Below are 22,030 nucleotides of genomic sequence, written 5' to 3'. Positions count from 1 at the left end.
TTTAACGATATGAAAGATAATACGGATATTTTAGAAGCTTTAATCGATAAACTAACATTGTCTGCCATTTTAGAGATGTTAGAGCGCATTTGTCATAAAAAAGCAGAAAATTTACGTAATCACTGGCAAGATGAGACATCTGCCAAACTTTGGGAAAAAGCAGCTAGACAGATAGAACAGATTAACATTGATGTATAAATGTTAACTTACTGCGTCAGTACAAATAGTTTCTCGCAATGTTAACGAGTCTTCTGACTGACGCACAACCTAGAGATGGGATATTTATTTCGGGCTGGCTGAATGATATTTATTGATATTTAATCAGTTAATTATTGCTTTGTTTGAAATTAAAAATATCTGAATGAATCATCCAATAAATATTGATTAGAAGAGATTAATTGAGATAAAAAGCACATAATCACATCGTTTTAGTGCCATTTTAATTCACCAAAAAATATTTTATTGAGACATAATCTTGTCACTTTTGACAGGTTATATTAAAACAGTAGATACTCAAATAGTAGGGAAAAAATTTTATATTCCCTAAGATATAAATGATTCAATTTCATGGCATTCAACTGGGAAATTGATTCATGTATATCGCTGCGGCTATATAAATTCACTTCCTATCTGTGCAGTAGCCATCAGTAAAAACTTTTTTGTGGAGTCATTTCGCAAAAAAGTCCGATTTTCTATAACCATCCCCCATTGACATGAATAACCTTTCACATCTGTGTAAAACTTTATTAGTGAGTACAGGACTATGTTTATTTGCCGTTCCTGGATCTCCGATATCAGCTTTAGCGCAAACACCAAAACTGCTGTCTACGGCTACAACTTATAATCATACGAGTGCTTGGGACTCGACTTATTATTTCACCGTTACAGTCCCAAATACTGCTACCGCATTACAAACGATCGCCTTGACTCAAATTACAGGTTTAGAAGCGATTGATTTTGATTTGCCAGCAAGTTATGCCTTTACCGGGACAAGCGATCGCCAAGGTGAAAAATTGGGAATTTCCCTAGCTAAAGGTAGTCAACCCCAAACAGTGATCGTCAATCTCAACCAAGCGATCGCCCCAGGACAAACAGTCACTATTGCACTCAAACCTTTACGTAACCCTCATTACGAAGGGGTATATCAATTTCGAGTCCAGAGTCTGGCCGCAGACAAACAAACAACTAACTATGGGCTAGGTACCGGCCGTCTACAATTCTATGGCGTTGTAGATACTGAATGATTGACCATCCGAATTTGAGATTTTGGATTTTAGATTGAATCTAAAATCTCAAATTGTTTGACTGTGTTAATTCAGTAAGCCCTAATTAATTACTCAATTTTTTGCCGGGCGGCGGCTAAGAGTAAACGCTGTTCAGCACGAGCGATCGCCTGATATGTTTGTTCTAGGGCTTCTGGTTCTACGGAAATAGAAGTAATTCCCCACTGCACCAATTGATCAATGATTTCTGGATACATAGCTGGTGCTTGACCACAGATAGAACAAGGTATTCCTGCTGCTTTTGACATTTGGATGAGTTGAGCAATTGCAGCTAGTACCGCCGGATGGCGTTCATTAAATACTCTCGTTAATTGGGTTTGTTCGCGGTCTACCCCTAAAATTAATTGTGTCAGGTCATTGGAACCGATGGAAATACCAGCAACTCCAGCTTTGACATATTCAGGTAGTAAAAACAAGACGCTGGGGACTTCTGCCATCATCCACAATTGAAACTGGGGTATTTGAGTTAGTCCCATTTGCTCAACTTTTTGTTGACAGTAAGTAAATTCAGGAACACTGCGAACAAAGGGTAAGAGCAGGTTAATGTTGCTATAGCCAGCTTTTTGGACATTGGCGATCGCACTCAATTCTAAATCAAATACAGCCGCATCTTGAATATAGCTGAATGTACCGCGATCTCCTAAACTTGAGGTAACTGTGGAAGACCCACTAGTTGACGATAATTCGTGCGATCGCCAGTCTAAGGAGCGATAAAAAACCGGTTTAGGTGCGAAAGCACGGGCAAATTCTGTAATTTTTTCAGTTAAATACGCCAATAATTCTGATTTTCGTCCCTCTATCACCCAAAAATGAGGATGTTGTCCTTTGAGTAGTGGGACTAGCATAAGTTCCGAGCGTAATAATCCTATGCCATCTACTGGTAATTTTTTGACTTGCTCAATTAAACTCGGTTGACTCAAATTAACCAACAGTTGGGTAGCAATCATTGGTAAGTGAGAGGTAACAACAGCTTGATGGGAAGGCGAAGAGAGTAAGAAGGAGGAAGTTTGTTGTTGAGGTTCTTCCTCACTCACTTCAGCATCTCTGAGGCGGTAAACTTCTCCACGATTGCCATCCACTAATAACCGTTCTCCATTTTGAATGATTACTGTAGCATCTGTTGTACTCACTACAGCCGGAATAGCCAATTCTCTGGCTAAAATTGCGGCATGACTGGTCAAACCTCCCTGTGCTGTCACTAAACCCCCTGCCTGTTGCAAGAGTGGCAACCAGTCTGGTGTAATCTTAGGTACTACTAATATTACGCCCTTGAGTATTTGTTCTGGTTTTAATTGGGCATTTGTGACTACATGAGCATAGCCTGTCACCCTACCTCCCGCAGCACCTATACCTTTGAGAGTTTGCAAGTTAGGAATTGCTAATTGAGGGGTGTTGACTTGAGTAATGTAAAGATTTTGACTGTTGGCTTCCTCTGCAATTGTCCAATCAATTGTGAAGTTATTGCCCAATTCACTCACCAGTTGATGACCAAGGCTGATGACTTGTTGTAAAAATTCTTCTGGTAAAGCGTATTGTTGCTGTTGCGCTTCTTCCACTAAATAGATTTGAGGAATGCTGTGGTGAATGCTTAAGGTTGGTGTTTCGTGACTCAAACGATAAGCCAGGATTTTATTCCCTAGATGCTTTTCTAAGACTACACCTGTATCTGGCTGGATGTAGTATATATCTGGTAAAACCTCACCTTGCGCGATCGCATTTCCTAAGCCGCAAGTAGCTTCGATTGTCCAGCCTGCGGGATTCACCCTCAGCACGCCACTAGCAGCCGCATTTGTGACTGGTTGAATTAAAACAGCTAAATTTAGTTGCTGTAGATTGATATCCAGACGTTGCCAACAAAATAGACTTCTCGCAGAAAATAATTGACTCCAGATAGATTTTAACGCCCTAGCGATCGCCACCTCATCACAGTGACAAAAACTGGACTCTAGCAAGCCTGAAGTGTTTCGCAGTTTGGGTATAGCTAAACTTGGACGTAAAATTAAATACTCTGTTTGCCATGCGTTCGCTGCTGACAAGATTGTACTCACCCAGTCAGATGGTACATTAGCACTGAGAATTTCGTGACGCAAACGACTAGCTACTTGCTGGAGTTGTCGCCAGTTGCCGACATCTAAGTGTAAAGAAGAATGGGGTAAGTTGGCGACTAACGACTCAGTGGTATTAATGGTTTCTAAAAATAGTCGCATGAATTCTTCCGGCACCACAAAACCAGAGATCACAGGGTAGCCGCGTTGTCTGAGTCTACTCAAGTAGAATGCTTTCTCACCTACCTTGGTGCGGTCTTGTAGTTTGATTTGGTCTAACCAGTAGAGTCTATCCACTCAATTTTTTGCAGATCATTGATTTAGTTTAAAACAGGAATAGGCAATGGAAAGTAGAGAGTCGGGGAGTAAAACTTAGGTTGGTCAAGGTGTAGGAGTATCAACATCCACAAGTGACAAGGTAGAAGTTAAAAGGCAAACAATCTTCCTTGTGGACTTCTTCCCTTTGCTTTTTTATATTTTATTTGTATTATTTATTACCTTCAATCTTGTGTTCCCAAAGAAAACAGGTTATGCGGAATCAGCCTTTTCCAAGTGGTACGCAATTTTTCTAGGAAAGTTTTGAAAAATTCATATACCAATGCACAATAGTAAAAGGCTATCTCAATCAAAGAAAAGTAGCAAATGAGTGTGAAGTAACTTTTCCCCAACTCTCTACTCCCACTCCCTAATGACGCTTGTTCGCTGATCATAAAACAAGTATCAGAATTCATCAATTAATCTAGAAGAAAGTCTTTCTTATATATGTAATCAAAGTGTTAAACACTTACGAGCTTGCACCTAATGATATACTCAACATGATTTTTCGACTGAGTTTAGCTTTAATGAGTGGCGCAGTTATTGGTTTAGAACGAGAAATCCGTCAAAAACCAGCCGGGTTAAGAACTCATATGCTCGTAAGTATTGGCGCAGCTATGTTTACTTTAGTACCATTGCAAATCAGTACATCAGCATCGATATCGGAAGTTCTCAGTCGAGTTATTCAAGGTGTGGCTACGGGTGTAGGGTTCTTGGGTGCTGGTGAAATTGTGCGTGAATCTTCCCACGCATCACATCGTCTGGAAATTCGGGGATTAACATCAGCCGCAGCCATTTGGGTTTCAGCCGCCTTGGGAATTGTGGCTGGCTGCGGTTTATGGCAATTAAGTTTGATTGCTACGTGCCTAACTTTTGTGATTCTCAAATTTTTTAAAAATTGGGAAAATGGAAAATAGTTAACTTTCAACTGTCGGCATTTTTCCTATGTCTTGATATATACAAGTCACATTCAACGTGAAACAATCAGAACAAAGTGCAAATTTGATTGCTTACATTCTTCGAGACTGTAATGTTATCTAGACATCCCTTAAAGTTTTTTACCAGAGTTATATTATCTTGTCTGCTAAGTCTTGCGACGATCGCACTTTTTGATCAACCCTATGCGATCGCGGCTGATTTGGTAAATTCCCATCAAGCCAATAATCCCATAATTATAGAAAATAAAAAAGTTGGGACTACAGCTTGGCAATTGACTAATCCGGCGACTAGACGAGAAATAGAGGGTTATGCTTCCCTGACTAGTGTGAATCGCGGCGATACCATTAAGTTATTCGTCAATACTAAAGAGCCAAACTACACCATAGAAATCTTTCGCATGGGTTGGTATGGTGGTGCTGGTGGTAGGCAAATGGCGGCGGCGATTAAAAGAGTAGGAGTCAAACAACGACCGCCAATTATCGATCAAGCTACTGGTTTGATTGAATGTGACTGGAAAGATCCATATATTCTCAAAATTCCCTATAGTCTTCAAGACCCGACACAATGGGCTAGCGGTTTTTACTTAGCTAAACTCACTGCTAGTAAAAGTGGTAAGCAAAGTTACATCATTTTTGTAGTGCGTGATGACTCTCGCCCTGCTGATATTCTCTTTCAATCCAGTGTGACGACTTATCAAGCCTACAATAATTGGGGCTGGATGTCTCTGTATCGCTGGAACAGTCGCGGTAAAAAAGCCTTTAAAGTTTCCTTTAATCGTCCCTATGCTGCTAGTCCCAACTCAGCCGCAGCCTATGGAGTAGGTGCAGGAGAGTTTTTAACCAATGTCCAACCCAAAAGAAGAACTTCTAGTGCAGGTTGGGAATACAACATGGTGAGGTGGCTAGAACGTTCTGGCTATGATGTCACTTATGTTACAAACATCGATACCCACGAAAATCCTCTAGATATTAATACTACCAAGCCCATGCTATGGCTACACAAGGTCTTTCTTTCTGTGGGACATGATGAATATTGGTCATCTCAGATGCGGCAAAATGTGGAAACTGCCAGGGATTATGGCTTAAATTTGGGATTTTTCTCTGCTAATACGTGCTACTGGCAAATACGTTTAGAACCTAGTGCTATTACCAAAGAAATGAACCGTACTATTGTTTCTTACAAAGAAGATGCGGCATTAGATCCTTTTGCCAGGGATAAAAATCCTACAAATGATTTTTTAGTGACAACTCTTTGGCGTAGCAAACCTGTGAATCGTCCAGAGGAAGCACTGATTGGAGTGATGTATGAAACATTTCAAGTGAATGCTGACATTATTTTAAATAACACCGTGCCAGATTGGTTACTAGCTGACACACAACTAGACAAGAATCATGGTGCAGCGTCGGTGCAGAGTAATCAAAAAACCAACCCTAACCAAATGCGTCTAAAGGGGCTTTTAGGCTACGAAGTTGATCGAATGTTTCGCTACGCCCCAACTAATACAATTCGTCTAGCCCATTCACCTTATCGATATAAGGGTAAAACCAGATACTCAGATATGACTATATACACTGCCGATTCTGGCGCACTAGTATTTGCTACTGGTTCTATCCAGTGGAGTTGGGGTCTAGATGATTACAACGCACCAAAGTTACACCCCTCTGTCTTAAATCCCGATGCACAGGCTATAACTCGGAATGTTCTCAATCGGATGATTGGGAAATAGGGAAAGAAAGGCAAAAGGTAAAAGGTAAAATTTGAAAAGATACTTTTGCTTTTACTTTTCTGGTACACCAATTGGTGATAAACCAGCGATCGCCCTCAAGTTTTGGCAACGGATTAAATCAATAAAATTTAAAGTAGAATTCCCTTCAATTTTATTGACTGTTTCAATAGCAGAGAGTAAATGTTGGGCGGCTGCGGTTTCTGTGTAACCCCGTCTTTGGGCAACTTTAATCGCTGCTAAATCAGCATTAATCTCGGATTCTTGAGATTTATTAGTTCCCCAAATACGAACAAGGGCGATCGCACTTAATCCCCCAGCTACCGCCACACCCACCGCATCTGATTGGCTTAACTCCACCAATGCACCAACTAATCCAGCTACAGCTACACCTTGATAAACATCAGGTTTAAACCATCTCACCCCTGTTAACCAAGCAACTTTTTGCAACAACACCAAATCTCGTTGCGGCTTTGATAGTCGCCCCCACAAATCAAAGTTAATATATATCGGTCGTTCCCGATTCCAAGGAAAAGGAAATGACACATCTATTACCCTGGGCTGTTCTGGTTTACTGATAATCTTCGTAGTCATACGCCCAGAAGCAGGCATAACATCGAATAAACGACGAATCTCTATGTTGGATTCCATTGGTTAATAGTCAATAGTCAATAGTCATTAGTCAATAGTCATTAGTCAATAGTCATTAGTCAATAGTCATTAGTCATTACTCATTACTCATTACTCATTACTCATTACTTCTCCCTTGTCTCCAATGCTCCATGCCCAATGCCCCATTCCCAATCCCCATTCCCAGTACCAACGTATTCTATGATGTATTGTAGGAAACTTATTTTTCTGAATTACGAATTACGAATTACTAACTACAAATTATACTAATGGACGCTTTCGCTCCCATCCCACCTGAATGGACACACAAGGCAGTTCACGCTTATGAGTTTTGCTGCCCTAGTTGTCGTGCTAGTAGTTTAGAAGCTGTGCAAGTTTGGATTAATCGGCGATCGCCTGTCTTAACTGAAGGTAATCGTCGCAAGTGGCAGGAATTTTATCATTGTCAATGTGGTTGTGTGTGGTGGGCTTGGAGTAGCGATCGGCCTCCCTCAGACTTAATCAAACAGCAAGATTCTGAATTTGAATAGTTGGACTAAAGTAAAAAGCCCACTCTCAGGCGGGCTTTTTGTTTTATTTAGGACTGAACTAAACTATCACTAGATTTAGAAACTGAAGGTTGTACGGATAGTACCAACGTAGATGGAATCGTTGTTGTCGTTGTGTTCGGGGTTGAAGATAACCATCAAACCAGGTGTGATTTGAATGTTATCAGTCAACTGAATTTTGTAGAGTCCTTCTAAATGGTAGGAAGTGTCTGGATCTTCCGCGCCGCCCTCGTTATCGGTGAGTCTGGGAGATTGACCAAAGATTAAACCAAGTACGTTACCTTCTCTACCGAAGTCTTTCACAGCAAGACTACCAGCCCAATAGTATGCTTCTGCGTTTCTACCTCTGTTAGCACCAGATTCAGCAGTAGCAACTGTGTAACCACCCCATGCACCAATAGTCAGTTTTGAGCTTGGTTGGAAAGTAGCTTGTATACCGTAGTTGTTGGATGATGTAGCGATACCACCGCCAAATGGTCTATTAGCCAATGTGCTGCCGGTGTTACCAAATATACTGACGTTTCCAGCAGCATTATTTACATAGCTGTGGGCGTAAGCAAAACCGATATTGAAAGCTGGGTTTGGTTTGAAACCAATTTGACCAAAGATGGTGCTTGAACCATCAAAAACCCCATTTCTGTCAGCAGGTTCGTTGGAACGAGGTGCTAAATAAGCAGCAGATAAGCTTAAAGGGCCACCAGAGTTAAAGTTAACTGTTAAACCAGCACCACCTTGACCTTGACGATAGATGGGGCTGAAACGTCCATAACGAGAAAGTGCGCCTCTACCAGAACTAGCAAAGTCAGGGTTGAAAACATTGACGTTCTCATTCAACTCAGCACCAACAGCATCAATTTTGACGCTAATTGCTTCGCTGAGACTAAAGCTGTAGTTGAGTTTATCAACCGCAATGTTATTACTTGTGTCACTCACATCAAAACCCAAACGGGTCATGTTAGTACCGGTAACACCAGCATTGGATACAATGTTACCTGCATTCAACCGAGTTTGCAGTCTGTCCTTACCAGTGAAGCTGGTATTGAGGGTGAGACGTACCCGATTGGAGAAGGTAGTATTGCTTTGCAAATCAGGATTGTTGTTCGGGTTGTTATCAGTATCAGCTCTATCTTCACCAAATACTTGAGAACCCGCGAAGATAACTTCTCCAGAAAGTTTAGTGGTGGTAGAGAACTGATTAGCCTCTAATTCAGCAGTGCGTGCTTCTAGTGCATCAACACGACCACGTAAAGTGGCTAATTCCGCAGAGAATTCTTCTTGCAAACGCTGTAAGGTAGCGAGGTCTTCCTTAGTTACCAAATCAGCTGTCGCTGTAGCAATTAACTCATTAACTCTGTCTAAACAAGCGTTTAAACCAGCAGCAAATTCATACCGAGTTAAGGAACGATTCCCACGGTATGTGAGGTTAGGATAACCTGCGATACAACCGTAACGTTCGACCAAAGATTGTAATGCTTGGAAAGCCCAGTCAGTAGGCTGAACATCAGAAAACTGTGATACAGATGTTACTTGACCCATATCTTTAGAAGCTTGAGTCAATTGGGCAACACTGGTAACATTTTGATTCGCTTCTTCAGCCCAAGCAGCATTAGCAGCCAAGAAAGTTGCAGCAAGAACTGCTGGACTTGCTTTGACAGCGTTCCAGAATAGTTTTGTCATGATTTTACTTCCGCTCACACCAACGAGTTCACACTCATGGTAAAATTTCCCACTCAATTATTTTTCGTAGAATAATTTACACATGATTTCAGTAAAGATTATACCTATTTAAGGTTGATTAACACAAGAGGATTGCTGATATTTTTATGATTTTTTCAGTAATTTGTCTTGTGGACATAGAATAATCCGGCGTTGATGACGTAACAGCATTTTTGCTGTTTCAAATTCTTGTAGTAAACGTGTAATTGTAACTCTAGTGGTATTTAGAACTTCTGCTATTTCCTGATGGGTAATATAGAGTTCTATCAGGCAACCTTGCTCTAAATTGCGCCCAAACTTTTTACTTAACCACACCAGAAATTCCCAAAGACGTAAGGAAATAGGTTTGCGGTTGATTATATGTAAAAGCTCTTCTGAATTTTGAATGTGTGCTATTAAAGCATCTATATATTGATGTCTAAGATGCAGAGGCACAGTAGTTACTTCAACACTAGTTAAACATTCAATTTGATAAGGTTTGATATTAGTTAAGTTATATCCTATCAAATCACCCGGCCCCCAATAGCCCAAGGTGATAAACGTTCCTTCTTCGCTCCATGTCAGTGTACGCACTGCCCCCCTCTCAATCATCCACATGACATCGCTGCAAGGCTCGATGACCTCTTTGCGAGTGAAAAGCCGTTGAGTTAATTGTCCAGCCAAGGGACTATTTTTTAGTAAAGCAGTAGAATCTGGGGATAAAATCATCGAAGACATTGTGGGAGCTGTTCCTGTAAATGGAATTACTGGATTGTGAGTAATTTAGGATTAACTATTAGCCGATTTTGGCTAATAGTTAATTAAATCTATTTAATAAGTTAAAGTAATGATTATGCTTTGAGTTAATTTAGCTCTCTTGCCCAAAAAACTTTATTCGGTAAATGTCTGTTTATTTTGGCTCAAACTTATGATGTAAATTCTTAAATGACCGAACGAATAAGCAATTAGACACGAATTTATAGTAGAAGTTTAGTATTATCTTACTACTAAATCTTATTTATGGATAATAGATAATTATTGATGCTAGTCATCAGAGTATTAAAAGTGAGATACTTATTGATTTCACAGCCAAATCTAATTGCCTGAGTTTAAGGAAAGGTAATGATATAGTAAAGGATTACGTGCTTTTAGTAACTTTTAATGATTTCATTAGGTTATGACACGGTTTTAAGCGTGAAATTGGACAAGGTGGATAAAGTGGGTAAGAGTAGACAAGGTGGACAAGGTAGACAAGGTAGACGAGGTGGATTGACTTCCTCATTCAGCACCGTCTAAACGCCGCGCTACCAAAAATACCAATTCGCAATGGACTAACGTCCCGCTACGCTAACGCAACGATGCTCCCGTCATGCTACGCTAACGCAATTAAAAAACTTAGATGCAGCAAAGCTTTCACGGTTTACATCTGTATCAAGGTTTTCATGAATTGGTATAACAGCACTCAGCACTCACTACTCAGCACTCAGCACTCATGCCAAATTTTGCGTAAATTAGGAACGTTGACCGGTGACGATGTACGCCACCCTTTGACCAATATTTGTTGCATGATCCGCCATTCTTTCCAGACATCGAATCGCCAAAGCCAGTAAGATAATTGGTTCTACGACTCCTGGCACGTCCCGTTGTTGAGCTAAGGTTTGATAAAGGCGATCGTATGCACTATCTACAGTATCATCTAAATTTTTGATGCTCCGCCCACCAACTTCATCTAAATCAGCCAAAGCTACTAAACTCGTTGCTAGCATAGCTTGGGCATGGTGGGACATGACAGCAATTTCTGGTAAAGACTGATGAGGCGGATAGGGAAAGATTTTGACGGCAATATCAGCTAAATCTTTAGCATAATCGCCGATGCGTTCTAAATCGCGGACTAACTGCATAAAAGCACTCAAACAGCGTAAATCCTGCGCTGTAGGTGCTTGTAAGGTCATGATAGATGTACAGTCTGATTCTATTTGTCTATAAAAACGATCAATTTTTTTATCTAATCGGGGAAGTTCCTCAGCCGCTTGTAAATCACGAGCAAATAACGCCTGGTGGCTGAGGCGACATGATTGTTCTACCAAAGCACCCATGCGTAATACATCCCGTTCTAAACGCCTGATGGCGCGTGCTAACTGGGGACTTCCAGAGTTAGGGCTATAAATAACAGCTTTCACACTTGTAGTCTCAAACGTGAAGATATTTTTAACTATAGTCTTGGCTTTGGGAGTTTGCCATCACCTGTGGGAATTGGAGTTGCATCCATGCGCCACCGGTTTGGGGATGGTTCATGGCTTTGATCGAACCACCATGCGCTAAGACAATTTGTCGCACGATCGCCAGCCCTAAGCCATTACCGACAATACTTTCCACTGGACTATTTGCTGGTAAAGGGGAATGGGTTCTGGCTTTATCTCCACGATAGAATCGCTCAAAAATATGGGGTAAATCTTCTGGTGCAAAACCTGCGCCAGAATCAATCAGATTAATTTCTAAAACAGAGGAATTAATCTCACCCCCTTGATGAGCTGATGGCTGCAATATTTTGGTTTGAATTTGAATATCAGCAGCAGGCGGACTATATTTAATACTATTATCCAGCAAATTCAGAAAAACTTGGTAAATCTTGGCTGAATCGGCTTTAATCCAGAGACTTTCGGGGCCAGAATAGGCTAGAGATAAGTTTTGACGTTGTGCTAGAGGCTCTAAAGTTTCCCAAACAGAGAAAATCAGCGATCGCACTTCTACCGATTCAGTTTGTAATTGTGCCGCCAAACTAGTCTCCATTTGGGTGAGTTCTAGCCAGCTTTGTACCAAGTTAATTAATCTGTCTACTTCCTGCATTAAGCGGTCAACCCAGCGATTTAGAGGCGGTTCTAGACGATTTTGCAGGGTTTCTACCACTAAGCGAATTGAAGTTAAGGGGGTTCGCAACTCATGCGCCAAGTCAGAAAATGAACGTTCCCGGACTTGGTTCATATCCTGCATAGGTTGACGATTTTCTAAGAATACGCCGACTTGACCATTCGGTAAAGGTAAACTGGCAGCCCGCAACGCTAAAGATTTAATTGTCGGCATTTCCGCCGGATTATCACAAGAGGGATGAAACATCCACTCTTTATTTTTAGCGACTTGCTCATCACGAGTTTGCTCAATTAACCTATCTAGTTCGTAGGAACGCACTAATTCCAGCAACAGGCGCACCTGTCCTGGTTGCCATCTTTGCAGGTACAAGAGTTTCCTGGCTTGTTGATTACACCACAGCAGCTGATTTTCTTCGTCTACCTGTAAGTACCCCACTGGAGCAAAGTCCAGCACATCTTGATAAATTTGTAATGATTGCTGTAAATCCTGTCCCTGCTGTTTGATGATGGCAATTTCTTGCCGTAATCTTGGTAGCAAAGGGGTTTTGACTTTAGCGGTGCGGGAATTTAAAGGTTGGAGTACGCGTTCCAGGTAGCGGTTTAACTGAACCTGTTGCCAAATCCAAAATCCAATGCCTACCGCTAAACCGAGAAGAAATCCCAATAAGAGCATTTGAGGAAAGAGTTGTTAGTTGCTGGTGATTAATAAAAACTAACAACTATCTCACTAGATTATCCGAATCGATAGCCAAATCCTCTGACAGTCACAATATATTCTGGGTGGCTGGGGTCTTGCTCTAGTTTTTCCCGCAACCACCGGATGTGGACATCTACAGTTTTGCTATCTCCCACAAAGTCAGGCCCCCAAACTTGGTCTAGTAACTGTTCCCGTGACCACACCCGACGGGCATAACTCATAAATAATTCTAATAAACGGAATTCTTTGGGGGAAAGGTTAACTTCTTGCCCACGTACCAACACCCGACATTCTTGGGGGTTTAAAGTTACGTCTTTATATTTGAGGACTGGTAGCTGTGGTAGGGTGCTGAGGCGTTGGCGACGCAGCAGCGCACGACAACGGGCGACTAACTCCCGCATACTAAAGGGCTTAGTTAAGTAGTCATCTGCACCTACTTCTAAACCCAAGACGCGATCTGTTTCGCTGCCCTTGGCACTTAGCATTAAAATCGGGACTGGGTTGCCTTGATGACGCAGCAAACGGCAAATATCCAAACCGTTGATTTGGGGCAACATAATGTCCAAAATCACCAAATCAAAGGGAAACTCGCCGCCATTGGGTTCAAAACTTTTCAGATATTCGATCGCCGCACGCCCGTCAGGGGCTGTGACCACGCTATAACCTTCTTCTTCTAATGCTACGGCTAGCATCTCTTGGATTAGCTCTTCATCTTCTACCACCAGAACACGGCTTGTTTGTCCAATGTCTGCTCTAGCAGAATATTTGATTGATTCACTGGTGTACATTGATATCACAAAAGTCTAACCCTGTGCTTGTATCAATATGATGTTTGAGTTAATTATCTGTCTTCAGTGCATTCACGCTTGCTCTATCGTGAATTGTGCTGCAAAAAAGTAATTCCGGTAACAGTAATACATATATCATAAATTACTCTACTTGCAAGCAGGCGATCGCATTTACTTTAACTCATGGCAAATGTAGGTGTGTAGGGGTAAAAAGGCTTGACAACAGCAGACTCATCTGAGTATACTTATAGTACATAAATACTATAGACAGCAAAGGCTACCACCGCACCAAACACCACATCAACAAGTTGAGTTTTGCTACTCATACTTAAATTTAGTATGGGTAGTTACCGGATTTCAGTAATTGCACTGCATTAATAATCTTCATTTCCAAGCTACTCTGAAATGTCTGCATAGAGTAGTTATACCAATTCGCAATTCGCAATTCGCAATTCGCAATTGATACATCCTGACTTGACAGGGGTATCTGGTTTGCATCTGTATCAGAATTTGAGTGAATTGGTGTTACTTGGTGTGACTTGCTACTCATTTAACTATCCTCAAACATCTACACCATAGGAGTTGAAATATGACAACAGTTGCCATCAAAGATAGCAAACAGCAACTAATGCAAGCATTTCAACAAATCTTGAATGAGCAGAAAAAATTAGAATCTAAAATAGCCACTAAACAAGAAGAAGCTGATAAAGCTAAAAATCAGGAAATTCTAGCATTGGCTTCTACATATACTGTAGATAGTATCGTCAAAGGTTTAGCGGATTTACAACTAGAATTTGGCAGTGTAGTTAGTGCTTTATCAGAGAAGTTAGCACAAGAGAATTCTAAATTAGATGAACTCAATAAAGCTATAGAAATTGAAACTCAAACCTTACAAGAATTACAAAAAATTAGAATCGTTGCTGATACTTTAGATATTTTAAATCAAGAGCATCAAGAAAAGCTCAGAATATTAGATCAAGATACTGCCAGTAAGCGGGAAAGCTTAGAAAAAGAAAGTGCTAATCAACGTAAAGACTGGCAAAAAGAACAATTAGCATATGAAGAAGCATTGCAGAAATATAATGAATTATTAGCTAAAGAGCGTCAGCAAGAACAAGAGGAATATCAATATAAACTCGAAACAACGCGTAAGCTCAACACAGATGCCTATGAATCTAAAAAACGCAATTTAGAAAGAGATATTCAAGAAAAAAGTCAACAAAAACAAAAAGATTGGTCTGAAAGAGAAAAGGTATTAAATGCAAATAAAGGTTTATTTACTGAATACCAACAGAAAATAGCTAATTTCCCCAACGAATTAGAAGAAGCTGTTAAAAAAGCTAGAGAAGAAGCCATCAAGGAAACTAGTCAGAAAGCGAAAATAGAAGCTGACTTATTTGAGAAAGAATGGGAAGCTACTAAGCAAAGCTATGAATTGAAGATTAAATCTTTAGAAGAGACTATCCAGAAACAAGTTGAACAAATAGAAAGTATCTCCACTCAATTACAGTCTACATTAAAACAAGCACAAGACCTAGCAATGAGAGCTTTTGATAGTTCTGCTACTAAATAATCAGCAGTGTGTTCATGTTTAATTCCAAGTGAGTGAGTAAAAAGAGGTACTTATGGCTACTAAGAAATTAACAGATAAAAATACCAAAGCCGAGATTCTGCAAGCCTATGAAGATTTACTTAAGGAGACATCATCACTAAAATCACAAATTAATCAACCCACAAAAGAAAAACCACCTGCTACTCAACCTCAAGCTAAACCAGAACCCAATAAAATTATGAATCAGGCTGCTACTATTCAACAAAAAATGAATTATACAATTGAAAGTCTAGCAAAAATTCAATTGGGATTTGGTAGCGCAGCTAATGAATTATCAGAACAATTAACTACACAAGCATCTAAATTAGAAGAAATCCGAAATTCTGTAGAAACGGAAGTTGAACAGTTAAAACAATTGCATAGTTTAGAAATTAATGATGATACTTTAGACACTCTAATAACTAGCTATGAGGAGAATGCTAAAGCTTATCAAGATGAATTTGAGCAGCGTTATGAGTTACTCTCACAAGAAGTATTAGCAGAAAAAACAGCTTGGCAAAAGGAACAAGAAGAATATCAAATAACAATCAAAGAAAGAAACGATAATTTAAATAAGAATAGACAAAGAGACACAGCAGAATATAAATATGATTTAGAACTGCAACGCCGACTCAATATTGAAGAATATGAACAACAGCAGAAAGTTTTATATCAAGAATTAGAAGCCTCGCAGCAGGAAGCAGAAAAACAGTGGAGTGAGCGAGAAAAATTAATTGCAGAAAGGGAAAAACAATTTGATGAGTATAAAACTAAAGTAGAGGCTTTTCCCAGAGAAAAAGAAGCGGCTGTGAAAAAGGCGACAGAAGAAGGTAAAGGAATCGCCCATTACCAAGCCAAAGTTAAAGCTGATTTGTATGCCAAAGAAGTAGAGGGTCAAAAACGCTTTTATGAACAGCGTTTACAGTCTTTAGAACAAACAATTTCTAACCAAGAAAGTAGGTTACAAAATCTCTCCAAACAACTAGAATCTGCCCTCAAACAAGTTCAGGATTTAGCGGTGAAAGCGATTGAAGGAACTGCAAATATTAATTCTTATCAAGCCATGAAAGAAATCGCTTTAGAACAGGCTAAAAGTCAAGTCAAAAATAAATAGTTTTTAATACAGTTTAGTTGAATAAGTTTGTAGTAAGGACTGAAGTCCTTAGATGAGGACTAAAGTCCTTACTACAAAATATTTTATTGGGTTTAATGGTCTGTTTTATCTGGACGACCGTTATTGAGGGGTTTCTTTCTAGTCTTACTGGTATTAGTTGTTTTTTGATTGGGTGGTTGTTTGGAATTAGGTTGTTGGCTAGACATAAGGCGAAGTAGTGTAATTAAAGACAATGTTTATCTACATCTAGCATATGGCTATTTTCAGAAAATAGTTAAAATTTTTACATAATAAAAAAGAGACGTAATTAATTTTACGCCTCTTAAGAGAAGGAAACCCAATTAGATTTAGCAAATAGAACTAGAGCAATTAACTAGTAAATTTGACTGCATTTATATAACCGTGCAGTTACAGTAATGAAGAAAGATAGAAGACAAACCGTTGATTAACTTTCTATATTTAAAGCTACAACGGTGTCAGGGCGTTTTCCAGAAATTACAATCAGTAATTTAGCAGTTAATATTAAGCGAAAGAAGAAAAATCTAAATTGGGTGGGATATCTTGAATTCGTCCTGAGCCGATCGCTTGTAATGCTTCCCTTAACGAAATATCACCAGTATACAGGGCGCGCCCGACAATTACACCTGTAACGCCTTGGGGTTCGAGAGCCAACAAACTCAACAAATCAGTCACAGAACTAACCCCCCCAGACGCAATCACGGGTATAGAAATTGCATCGGCGAGTTCCCGCAAGGCTTCTAGGTTCGGTCCTTCGAGAGTCCCATCACGGTGAATATCAGTGTAAATGATTGCGGCTGCTCCCAGTTCTTGCATCTGCACAGCAAGTTGGGTAGCTAATACTTGTGAAGTTTCCAACCAACCGCGAGTAGCTACCAGTCCATTCCGCGCATCAATACCAATAATAATTTTGTCAGGAAACTCTTGACAGAGTTGTTGTACTAATTGGGGTTGTTCAACAGCGACAGTACCGAGAATCGCCCAGCGTACACCCAAATTAAATACTTGTTGTACACTAGCTTGGTCACGCAGTCCACCACCAATTTCAATGGGTATAGAAATTGCTTGTGCGATCGCTTCTATTGCCTGCAAGTTTACGACTTTACCAGCCTTTGCACCATCTAAATCCACAATGTGCAATCTAGTAGCACCTTGATCTACCCATTGTTTAGCCACATCCACAGGATTTTCACTAAAAACCTGAGAGCGATCGTAGTCTCCTTGATATAGTCGCACACAACGACCATCTAATAAATCAATTGCTGGAATGACATCCATAGTAAATTTTTCCCTGTATGGTCAATGGTCAATGGTCAATGGTCAATAGTCAATAGTCATTAGTCAATAGTCAATAGTCATTAGTCATTAGTCATTAGTCATTAGTCATTAGGGAACAGGGAACAGGGAACAGGGAACAGGGAACAGGGAACAGAATCTTTAATTTTGAATTTTGAATTTTGAATTTTGAATTGATTAGCCCCAATCCCTACTTCTTCAACTGCATCACAGCTTGACGGAAGCCCAAGACTACCAAAATATTAGAAAGTGTCAAGAAAACTTCTGCACCACCATGTAGCCAATCGATGTTAGCTAAGGCTTCGCCATAATAAAGTTTGGCGTAAATTCCGGCGGGAATTGTCACCGCTACAAAAACCAATGTCCCGTAAAATCCATACAATGCTAGACGGGGTAGTTGTTGACTGCGGGTGATAAACCACAAGAAACCCAGGTAAGGAAACAGTGATAAGGCAAAAAGGGTGTCTTTCGATATCATCGCTCTGATTTAATAGATTTCGGCTCAAAAGAATCTGTTTCTGTCTTGGTACTACGGGATTCACGCCAAATCCACACCGCCGCAGCCCAAAGAGTAAAATTACCAACTACAGTCATAGTAGCTTGCAAGGTTACTAACCATTCTAAAGATTCAGCATTGTCGTAATAATGCCAAGTGCAAGCACACATAGCACTCACCAAAGCTGGTAACATCCCCAAAGACAATCCCCACCAGCTACGATTTCCAGTGAGTTCGCCATAAGTCCAAATTAACCAAATCGCCGCCATCCACTCAATGACGCTAGAAACATGAATAATCCAAGTGGGAATTGAAAGAGCGTGCATAGAAAGTTAGTCAATGGTCAATAGTCAATAGTCATTAGTCATTAGTCATTAGTCATTAGACTTTAACACTCAGCACTCATAACTCAGCACTCACTTAATCTTCTCACAGGCTTATTCAACTTTTTGTAGCAAGATGGCTGACATTTGGTGAACTACTCTGAAAAAGTTGATAACCTTAAATCCGACATTGAAAATTTTTTGTGGGAAAGATGCGATCGCTATTATCTGGGTATTACGGTAAGGGCAACGGTGGTGATGAGGCTTTGTTAGCTACACTACTGCAAATGCTACCATCTCATGTCACGCCTGTGGTGTTGTCGGGCAATCCACAACAAACACGCGATCGCTATAATGTAGAAGCTTATGACCGAATGTCACCCCTGGCTGTACTGCAAGCTTTACGTTCCTGTGATGCTTTGATTTGGGGTGGAGGGAGTCTAATTCAAGATGTTACTAGCACTATAAGTCCCTTTTACTATGGGGGGTTGATGGCGTTAGCCCAAAGTATGGGTCTAAAAACTATCGCATGGGCGCAAGGTATCGGCCCTTTGGTGCGTCCCCAAACTCGATGGTTAGCCAAACGCAATTTTGCTGGTTGTACTAAAGTTAGTGTACGCGATCGCGCTAGTGCAGCTTTATTATCTGATTGGCAAATTCCCCACATCGTCGCACCTGATCCTGTCTGGGCTTTAGCTGCTAAACCAGTACCCGCAATTTGGGATTTACCCCGACCAAGAGTTGCTGTCACTTTAAGAAAGCATCCCCAATTAACAGAAGTACGTTTAGCGAATATAATTCATGCTCTAGTAGCTTTTCAAAAAGCTACACAGACTTTTATCATTTTGCTACCATTTCAAAAAAGTGAAGACTTAGAAATTGCTCAAGCTATACAGCCACACCTTGCAGATGTCAGTCAGATTTTGTCTCTTGAAGATCCGCAGATATTAAAAGGCGTATTTCGAGATGTAGAAATGGTGATTGGAATGCGACTCCACAGTTTAATTATGGCTGCGGCTGAAGGCTGTCGCTGTTTTGCTTTGAGTTATGACCCCAAAGTTAATCGTTTAATGGAAGATTTATCAATGCCAGGGTGGAATTTAGTAAATTTACCAGATGATACAAATGTAATTACCCAAAACTGGCTGGAATGCTACGCTAATACCGAAGCCATATCACCTACAAAAATTCAATCTTTGGTTGAAGGAGCTTTAATACACAGAAAATTATTGAGTGAAGTGTTGCATTAATTGTTAGTTTAGCTATGAGTATTAGCTGTTGGCTAATGCCATTTTTTCAGATGTTGGATATTTGACCTCCAATATAGTTATGTTTCTTCATCTCTGAAGAAATTTAGGTTTAGTTGAGCTGATCTGACTAAGCAAATGTAACCCATCAGTTGCCGTGGATATGCTTAAAAACATCCGTGTCTTAGTAAAGAATTTGACATTATTTAGTAATTTGCACTATTTATTTCTGCAATGTCATCTATCTTTTGAGTGATATTTTTACAGAAATGATTCTGGCGATCGCAATTTAATTTCATATAAATTATATTTTTAATCTTCATGCTCGCTTGAAACCTCGCAAAATCAATATAATCGTAAAAATTCTGGTTTTTATTTCTTTGAGTGATAACAGGTAAGGGAAATATTTTGGTAAATCTAATTGTCATCAAACAATTACAATTAAGTATAAATTATTAGTATAATGTATTTCAAAAGACGTTTTATTTCTCTAAAAACTTGGATTTAACGTATAAGGCTATTTTGTCAAGCGTGAAAATATGCTATTCAACCATTATTGAATATAAATATTGCTTGTGTTGTCCTCGAAGAATAATGAAAAAATCGCGAAAATAGTATTTTAACGTGGTTAATTTACCAGCAAAAAAAAATACATTTCTAAATAGAAAGAAATACGGATACTATTTCCTTCAAAAAATATTAAAAATAGTAATCAGCTTAAGTATTTCCGTAAAATCTTCATCTTGTTAAGCACGAAACACAGTAAATATGCAGGAAGAATAGCACTGTAATGAGTGCAGACTTCCTTCAAGTTTCTCCAAAATTAAATTATTCAAATTCAGATAGGGCATTAGATATGAAAGAAGTCCTGGCATTTATTGATGCTAAGAAGCAAGAATTTGCCCAGTTACCTTTATTTAAATTCATGCAGGACACAAGCATAGACACCATCACAAGATTAGCTTGGAGTCCTTGTGCCACACCTTTTATTATGGGGTTTGGAGAACTGAATAAATACGCATTTCGGGATTTGACAAGTAATGATCCGATTCAGATAATCATTAATAAACATACTGAAGAAGATGACCATCACTGGCTATGGTTTCTCTCAGATATGGAAAAACTTGGCTTTGATTGTTCGTTAAAATTTAGTGATACCGTAAAATTTTTATGGGATGAAGAAACTCAAGTACCTCGATGGGTGATTCATCAACTATTTTTTTACGCGTGGAAATCAGATCCTCTCCATAAACTGGTAATTATTGAGGTATTAGAGTCTACAGGCAATATTGTGTTTGCCAATGCTGCGAAAGTTGCCCAAGAATTGCAATCACTCACAGGAGATAAATATCTGTATTTTGGAGGATTTCATCTAGCTGTAGAAACTGGTCATACTACAGGTACAGATAATATAGAAACTTCCCTACAAAGCTTGGAATTGACACCATTGCAATCTCAGTCTGCTTTAGAACTGGCAGAGAAGATATTTGCCCTAATTACAGAATTAGTCAATGCACTTTTTCAATATGCTATCACTCACAACCAGCAGCTAGAACTGAAACAGATATCTCGGATGAATAACACTGTCTCAGCCGCCTAAGTTAATTCTTATCTGGGGATAAATATTCAAAATTTATACCTCACAAATTCTCTGCAATATACCTTGAGTTCAAAAAAAACTGGTGTAGGTTGGGTTGAGGAACGAAACCCAACATTATCAAGGCTTTGTTGTGTTTCGCTATCGATCAACCTAACTTACTATTCACTTAACTGAACCGTATTGGACTAAAATCCCGCTACGTTGGCGCAGTCTCTTGTAGAGAAAATGGCTATTAAGAAACTCAGATATTATCTGTGTTTCAGTGTTGGCATCTGTTGTTTAATTTTAGAGAACTTGTATAAGTTGCAGTGCCTGAATATAGCAGAATTTTTATGTTTAGCACCTACCCCAATTTACCCACTGACTGAGGATCAAAATCATGTCTAACGCACAACAAAAAACCCTTGATATCGTTCACACCTGGACTGAGAATTTAGATATCTCCCATACCTGGACTGAGAATTTAGAATTATCCCACACTTGGACTGAAAATTTGGATATCTCCCACACCTGGACTGAGAATTTGAATATTTCCCATACTTGGACTGAAAACCTAGAACTATCCCATACTTGGACTGAAAATCTAGAATTCTCCCATACTTGGACTGAAAATCTAGACATTAATCATCCTGCTATGGGCAGTGCAGAAGCCGCATTAGCTGCTAACGCTTAAAAATTAAAAAGTAGATTGCTTGTCTAACTATTAGCATACTGAAACTTTCCTATGGGTAGGTGTGTTTTCAGTATGCTCTATGAAAGCGGAAAACTCTCTTTGATAGAGAAACTGATAGTTAGATCAAAGCAATTGTCTATGG

Annotated in this window: 20 protein-coding genes; 10 read left to right on the top strand and 10 right to left on the bottom strand. The window is 39.6% G+C overall.

Annotated features, from left to right (window positions below; genetic code table 11):
• Positions 1 to 9: 9 nt before the first annotated feature.
• Entirely contained in the window at positions 10 to 198 is a 189-nt protein-coding gene (locus tag ACQFX9_RS06745) for a hypothetical protein (RefSeq protein WP_427161275.1), read from the top strand.
• 515 nt (positions 199 to 713) lie between these two features.
• Entirely contained in the window at positions 714 to 1,244 is a 531-nt protein-coding gene (locus ACQFX9_RS06740; RefSeq protein WP_427161273.1) for a DUF2808 domain-containing protein, read from the top strand.
• 89 nt (positions 1,245 to 1,333) lie between these two features.
• On the opposite strand, the gene ACQFX9_RS06735 is transcribed toward ACQFX9_RS06740, so the two are convergent.
• Positions 1,334 to 3,625 carry a putative PEP-binding protein gene (locus ACQFX9_RS06735; RefSeq protein WP_427161272.1) on the bottom strand — a complete coding sequence of 764 codons (2,292 nt, stop codon included), beginning with the start codon at positions 3,623 to 3,625 and terminating at the stop codon, positions 1,334 to 1,336.
• Between the two features lie 476 nt (positions 3,626 to 4,101).
• On the opposite strand from ACQFX9_RS06735, the gene ACQFX9_RS06730 reads away from it, so the two are divergent.
• On the top strand, positions 4,102 to 4,560 hold the full coding sequence (locus tag ACQFX9_RS06730; RefSeq protein ID WP_427161270.1) for an MgtC/SapB family protein: 459 nt from the start codon (positions 4,102 to 4,104) through the stop codon (positions 4,558 to 4,560).
• Positions 4,561 to 4,673: 113 nt separating this feature from the next.
• Positions 4,674 to 6,308 carry a N,N-dimethylformamidase beta subunit family domain-containing protein gene (locus ACQFX9_RS06725; protein WP_427161269.1) on the top strand — a complete coding sequence of 545 codons (1,635 nt, stop codon included), beginning with the start codon at positions 4,674 to 4,676 and terminating at the stop codon, positions 6,306 to 6,308.
• 51 nt (positions 6,309 to 6,359) lie between these two features.
• Here ACQFX9_RS06725 and ACQFX9_RS06720 read toward each other — a convergent pair whose 3' ends face one another.
• Positions 6,360 to 6,956: a DUF3318 domain-containing protein gene (locus ACQFX9_RS06720; RefSeq protein ID WP_427161268.1), complete on the bottom strand. Its 597-nt coding sequence runs from the start codon at positions 6,954 to 6,956 to the stop codon at positions 6,360 to 6,362.
• A gap of 248 nt (positions 6,957 to 7,204) precedes the next feature.
• Between ACQFX9_RS06720 and ACQFX9_RS06715 the strand changes: the two genes are divergently transcribed.
• Positions 7,205 to 7,465, top strand: a complete 261-nt coding sequence (locus ACQFX9_RS06715) for a hypothetical protein (RefSeq protein WP_236141776.1) — start codon at positions 7,205 to 7,207, stop codon at positions 7,463 to 7,465.
• Between the two features lie 75 nt (positions 7,466 to 7,540).
• Here the strand turns inward: ACQFX9_RS06715 and ACQFX9_RS06710 are convergent, their stop codons facing one another.
• From ACQFX9_RS06710 to ACQFX9_RS06690, 5 genes are all read right to left on the bottom strand, one after another.
• The gene (locus tag ACQFX9_RS06710) at positions 7,541 to 9,160 is read right to left on the bottom strand and encodes an iron uptake porin (RefSeq protein WP_427161267.1); all 1,620 of its coding nucleotides are present in this window, start codon (positions 9,158 to 9,160) and stop codon (positions 7,541 to 7,543) included.
• Between the two features lie 144 nt (positions 9,161 to 9,304).
• A complete protein-coding gene (locus tag ACQFX9_RS06705; protein ID WP_236141778.1) occupies positions 9,305 to 9,916 on the bottom strand; it encodes a Crp/Fnr family transcriptional regulator in 612 nt (203 codons plus the stop codon).
• A 773-nt stretch (positions 9,917 to 10,689) separates the two neighbouring features.
• Complete coding sequence (gene phoU / locus ACQFX9_RS06700) at positions 10,690 to 11,358, bottom strand: phosphate signaling complex protein PhoU (RefSeq protein WP_427161266.1); 669 nt, start codon at positions 11,356 to 11,358, stop codon at positions 10,690 to 10,692.
• Between the two features lie 28 nt (positions 11,359 to 11,386).
• Complete coding sequence (locus tag ACQFX9_RS06695) at positions 11,387 to 12,718, bottom strand: sensor histidine kinase (RefSeq protein ID WP_427161265.1); 1,332 nt, start codon at positions 12,716 to 12,718, stop codon at positions 11,387 to 11,389.
• Positions 12,719 to 12,777: 59 nt separating this feature from the next.
• Complete coding sequence (locus ACQFX9_RS06690; protein ID WP_103139091.1) at positions 12,778 to 13,530, bottom strand: winged helix-turn-helix domain-containing protein; 753 nt, start codon at positions 13,528 to 13,530, stop codon at positions 12,778 to 12,780.
• 589 nt (positions 13,531 to 14,119) lie between these two features.
• Between ACQFX9_RS06690 and ACQFX9_RS06685 the strand changes: the two genes are divergently transcribed.
• Together ACQFX9_RS06685 and ACQFX9_RS06680 are read left to right on the top strand one after the other, a co-directional pair.
• Positions 14,120 to 15,103, top strand: a complete 984-nt coding sequence (locus tag ACQFX9_RS06685) for a hypothetical protein (protein ID WP_427161264.1) — start codon at positions 14,120 to 14,122, stop codon at positions 15,101 to 15,103.
• 52 nt (positions 15,104 to 15,155) lie between these two features.
• Positions 15,156 to 16,235, top strand: a complete 1,080-nt coding sequence (locus ACQFX9_RS06680; protein ID WP_427161263.1) for a hypothetical protein — start codon at positions 15,156 to 15,158, stop codon at positions 16,233 to 16,235.
• A gap of 522 nt (positions 16,236 to 16,757) precedes the next feature.
• On the opposite strand, the gene hisA is transcribed toward ACQFX9_RS06680, so the two are convergent.
• The 3 genes from hisA to ACQFX9_RS06665 all read right to left on the bottom strand — a co-directional run bounded on the left by hisA (position 16,758) and on the right by ACQFX9_RS06665 (position 18,371).
• Complete coding sequence (gene hisA / locus ACQFX9_RS06675) at positions 16,758 to 17,531, bottom strand: 1-(5-phosphoribosyl)-5-[(5-phosphoribosylamino)methylideneamino]imidazole-4-carboxamide isomerase (RefSeq protein WP_427161262.1); 774 nt, start codon at positions 17,529 to 17,531, stop codon at positions 16,758 to 16,760.
• A gap of 208 nt (positions 17,532 to 17,739) precedes the next feature.
• Positions 17,740 to 18,027 carry a DUF3593 domain-containing protein gene (locus ACQFX9_RS06670; protein ID WP_427161261.1) on the bottom strand — a complete coding sequence of 96 codons (288 nt, stop codon included), beginning with the start codon at positions 18,025 to 18,027 and terminating at the stop codon, positions 17,740 to 17,742.
• Entirely contained in the window at positions 18,024 to 18,371 is a 348-nt protein-coding gene (locus ACQFX9_RS06665) for a DUF2499 domain-containing protein (protein ID WP_103139086.1), read from the bottom strand. The genes ACQFX9_RS06670 and ACQFX9_RS06665 overlap by 4 nt, the downstream gene beginning before the upstream one ends.
• 209 nt (positions 18,372 to 18,580) lie before the next feature.
• Here ACQFX9_RS06665 and csaB point away from each other — a divergent pair, with 209 nt between their 5' ends.
• The 3 genes from csaB to ACQFX9_RS06650 all read left to right on the top strand — a co-directional run bounded on the left by csaB (position 18,581) and on the right by ACQFX9_RS06650 (position 21,888).
• A complete protein-coding gene (gene csaB / locus ACQFX9_RS06660; RefSeq protein WP_427161260.1) occupies positions 18,581 to 19,618 on the top strand; it encodes a polysaccharide pyruvyl transferase CsaB in 1,038 nt (345 codons plus the stop codon).
• An 853-nt stretch (positions 19,619 to 20,471) separates the two neighbouring features.
• Positions 20,472 to 21,215 (top strand): hypothetical protein, encoded by a 744-nt coding sequence (locus tag ACQFX9_RS06655; RefSeq protein WP_427161259.1) that lies wholly within the window; start codon positions 20,472 to 20,474, stop codon positions 21,213 to 21,215.
• Between the two features lie 379 nt (positions 21,216 to 21,594).
• Entirely contained in the window at positions 21,595 to 21,888 is a 294-nt protein-coding gene (locus ACQFX9_RS06650) for a hypothetical protein (RefSeq protein WP_427161258.1), read from the top strand.
• Positions 21,889 to 22,030 lie beyond the last annotated feature (142 nt).

The organism is Aliinostoc sp. HNIBRCY26 (assembly GCF_050235535.1).
Taxonomy (GTDB): Bacteria; Cyanobacteriota; Cyanobacteriia; order Cyanobacteriales; family Nostocaceae; genus Trichormus.
This window is presented reverse-complemented; position numbering and strand designations above follow the sequence as displayed.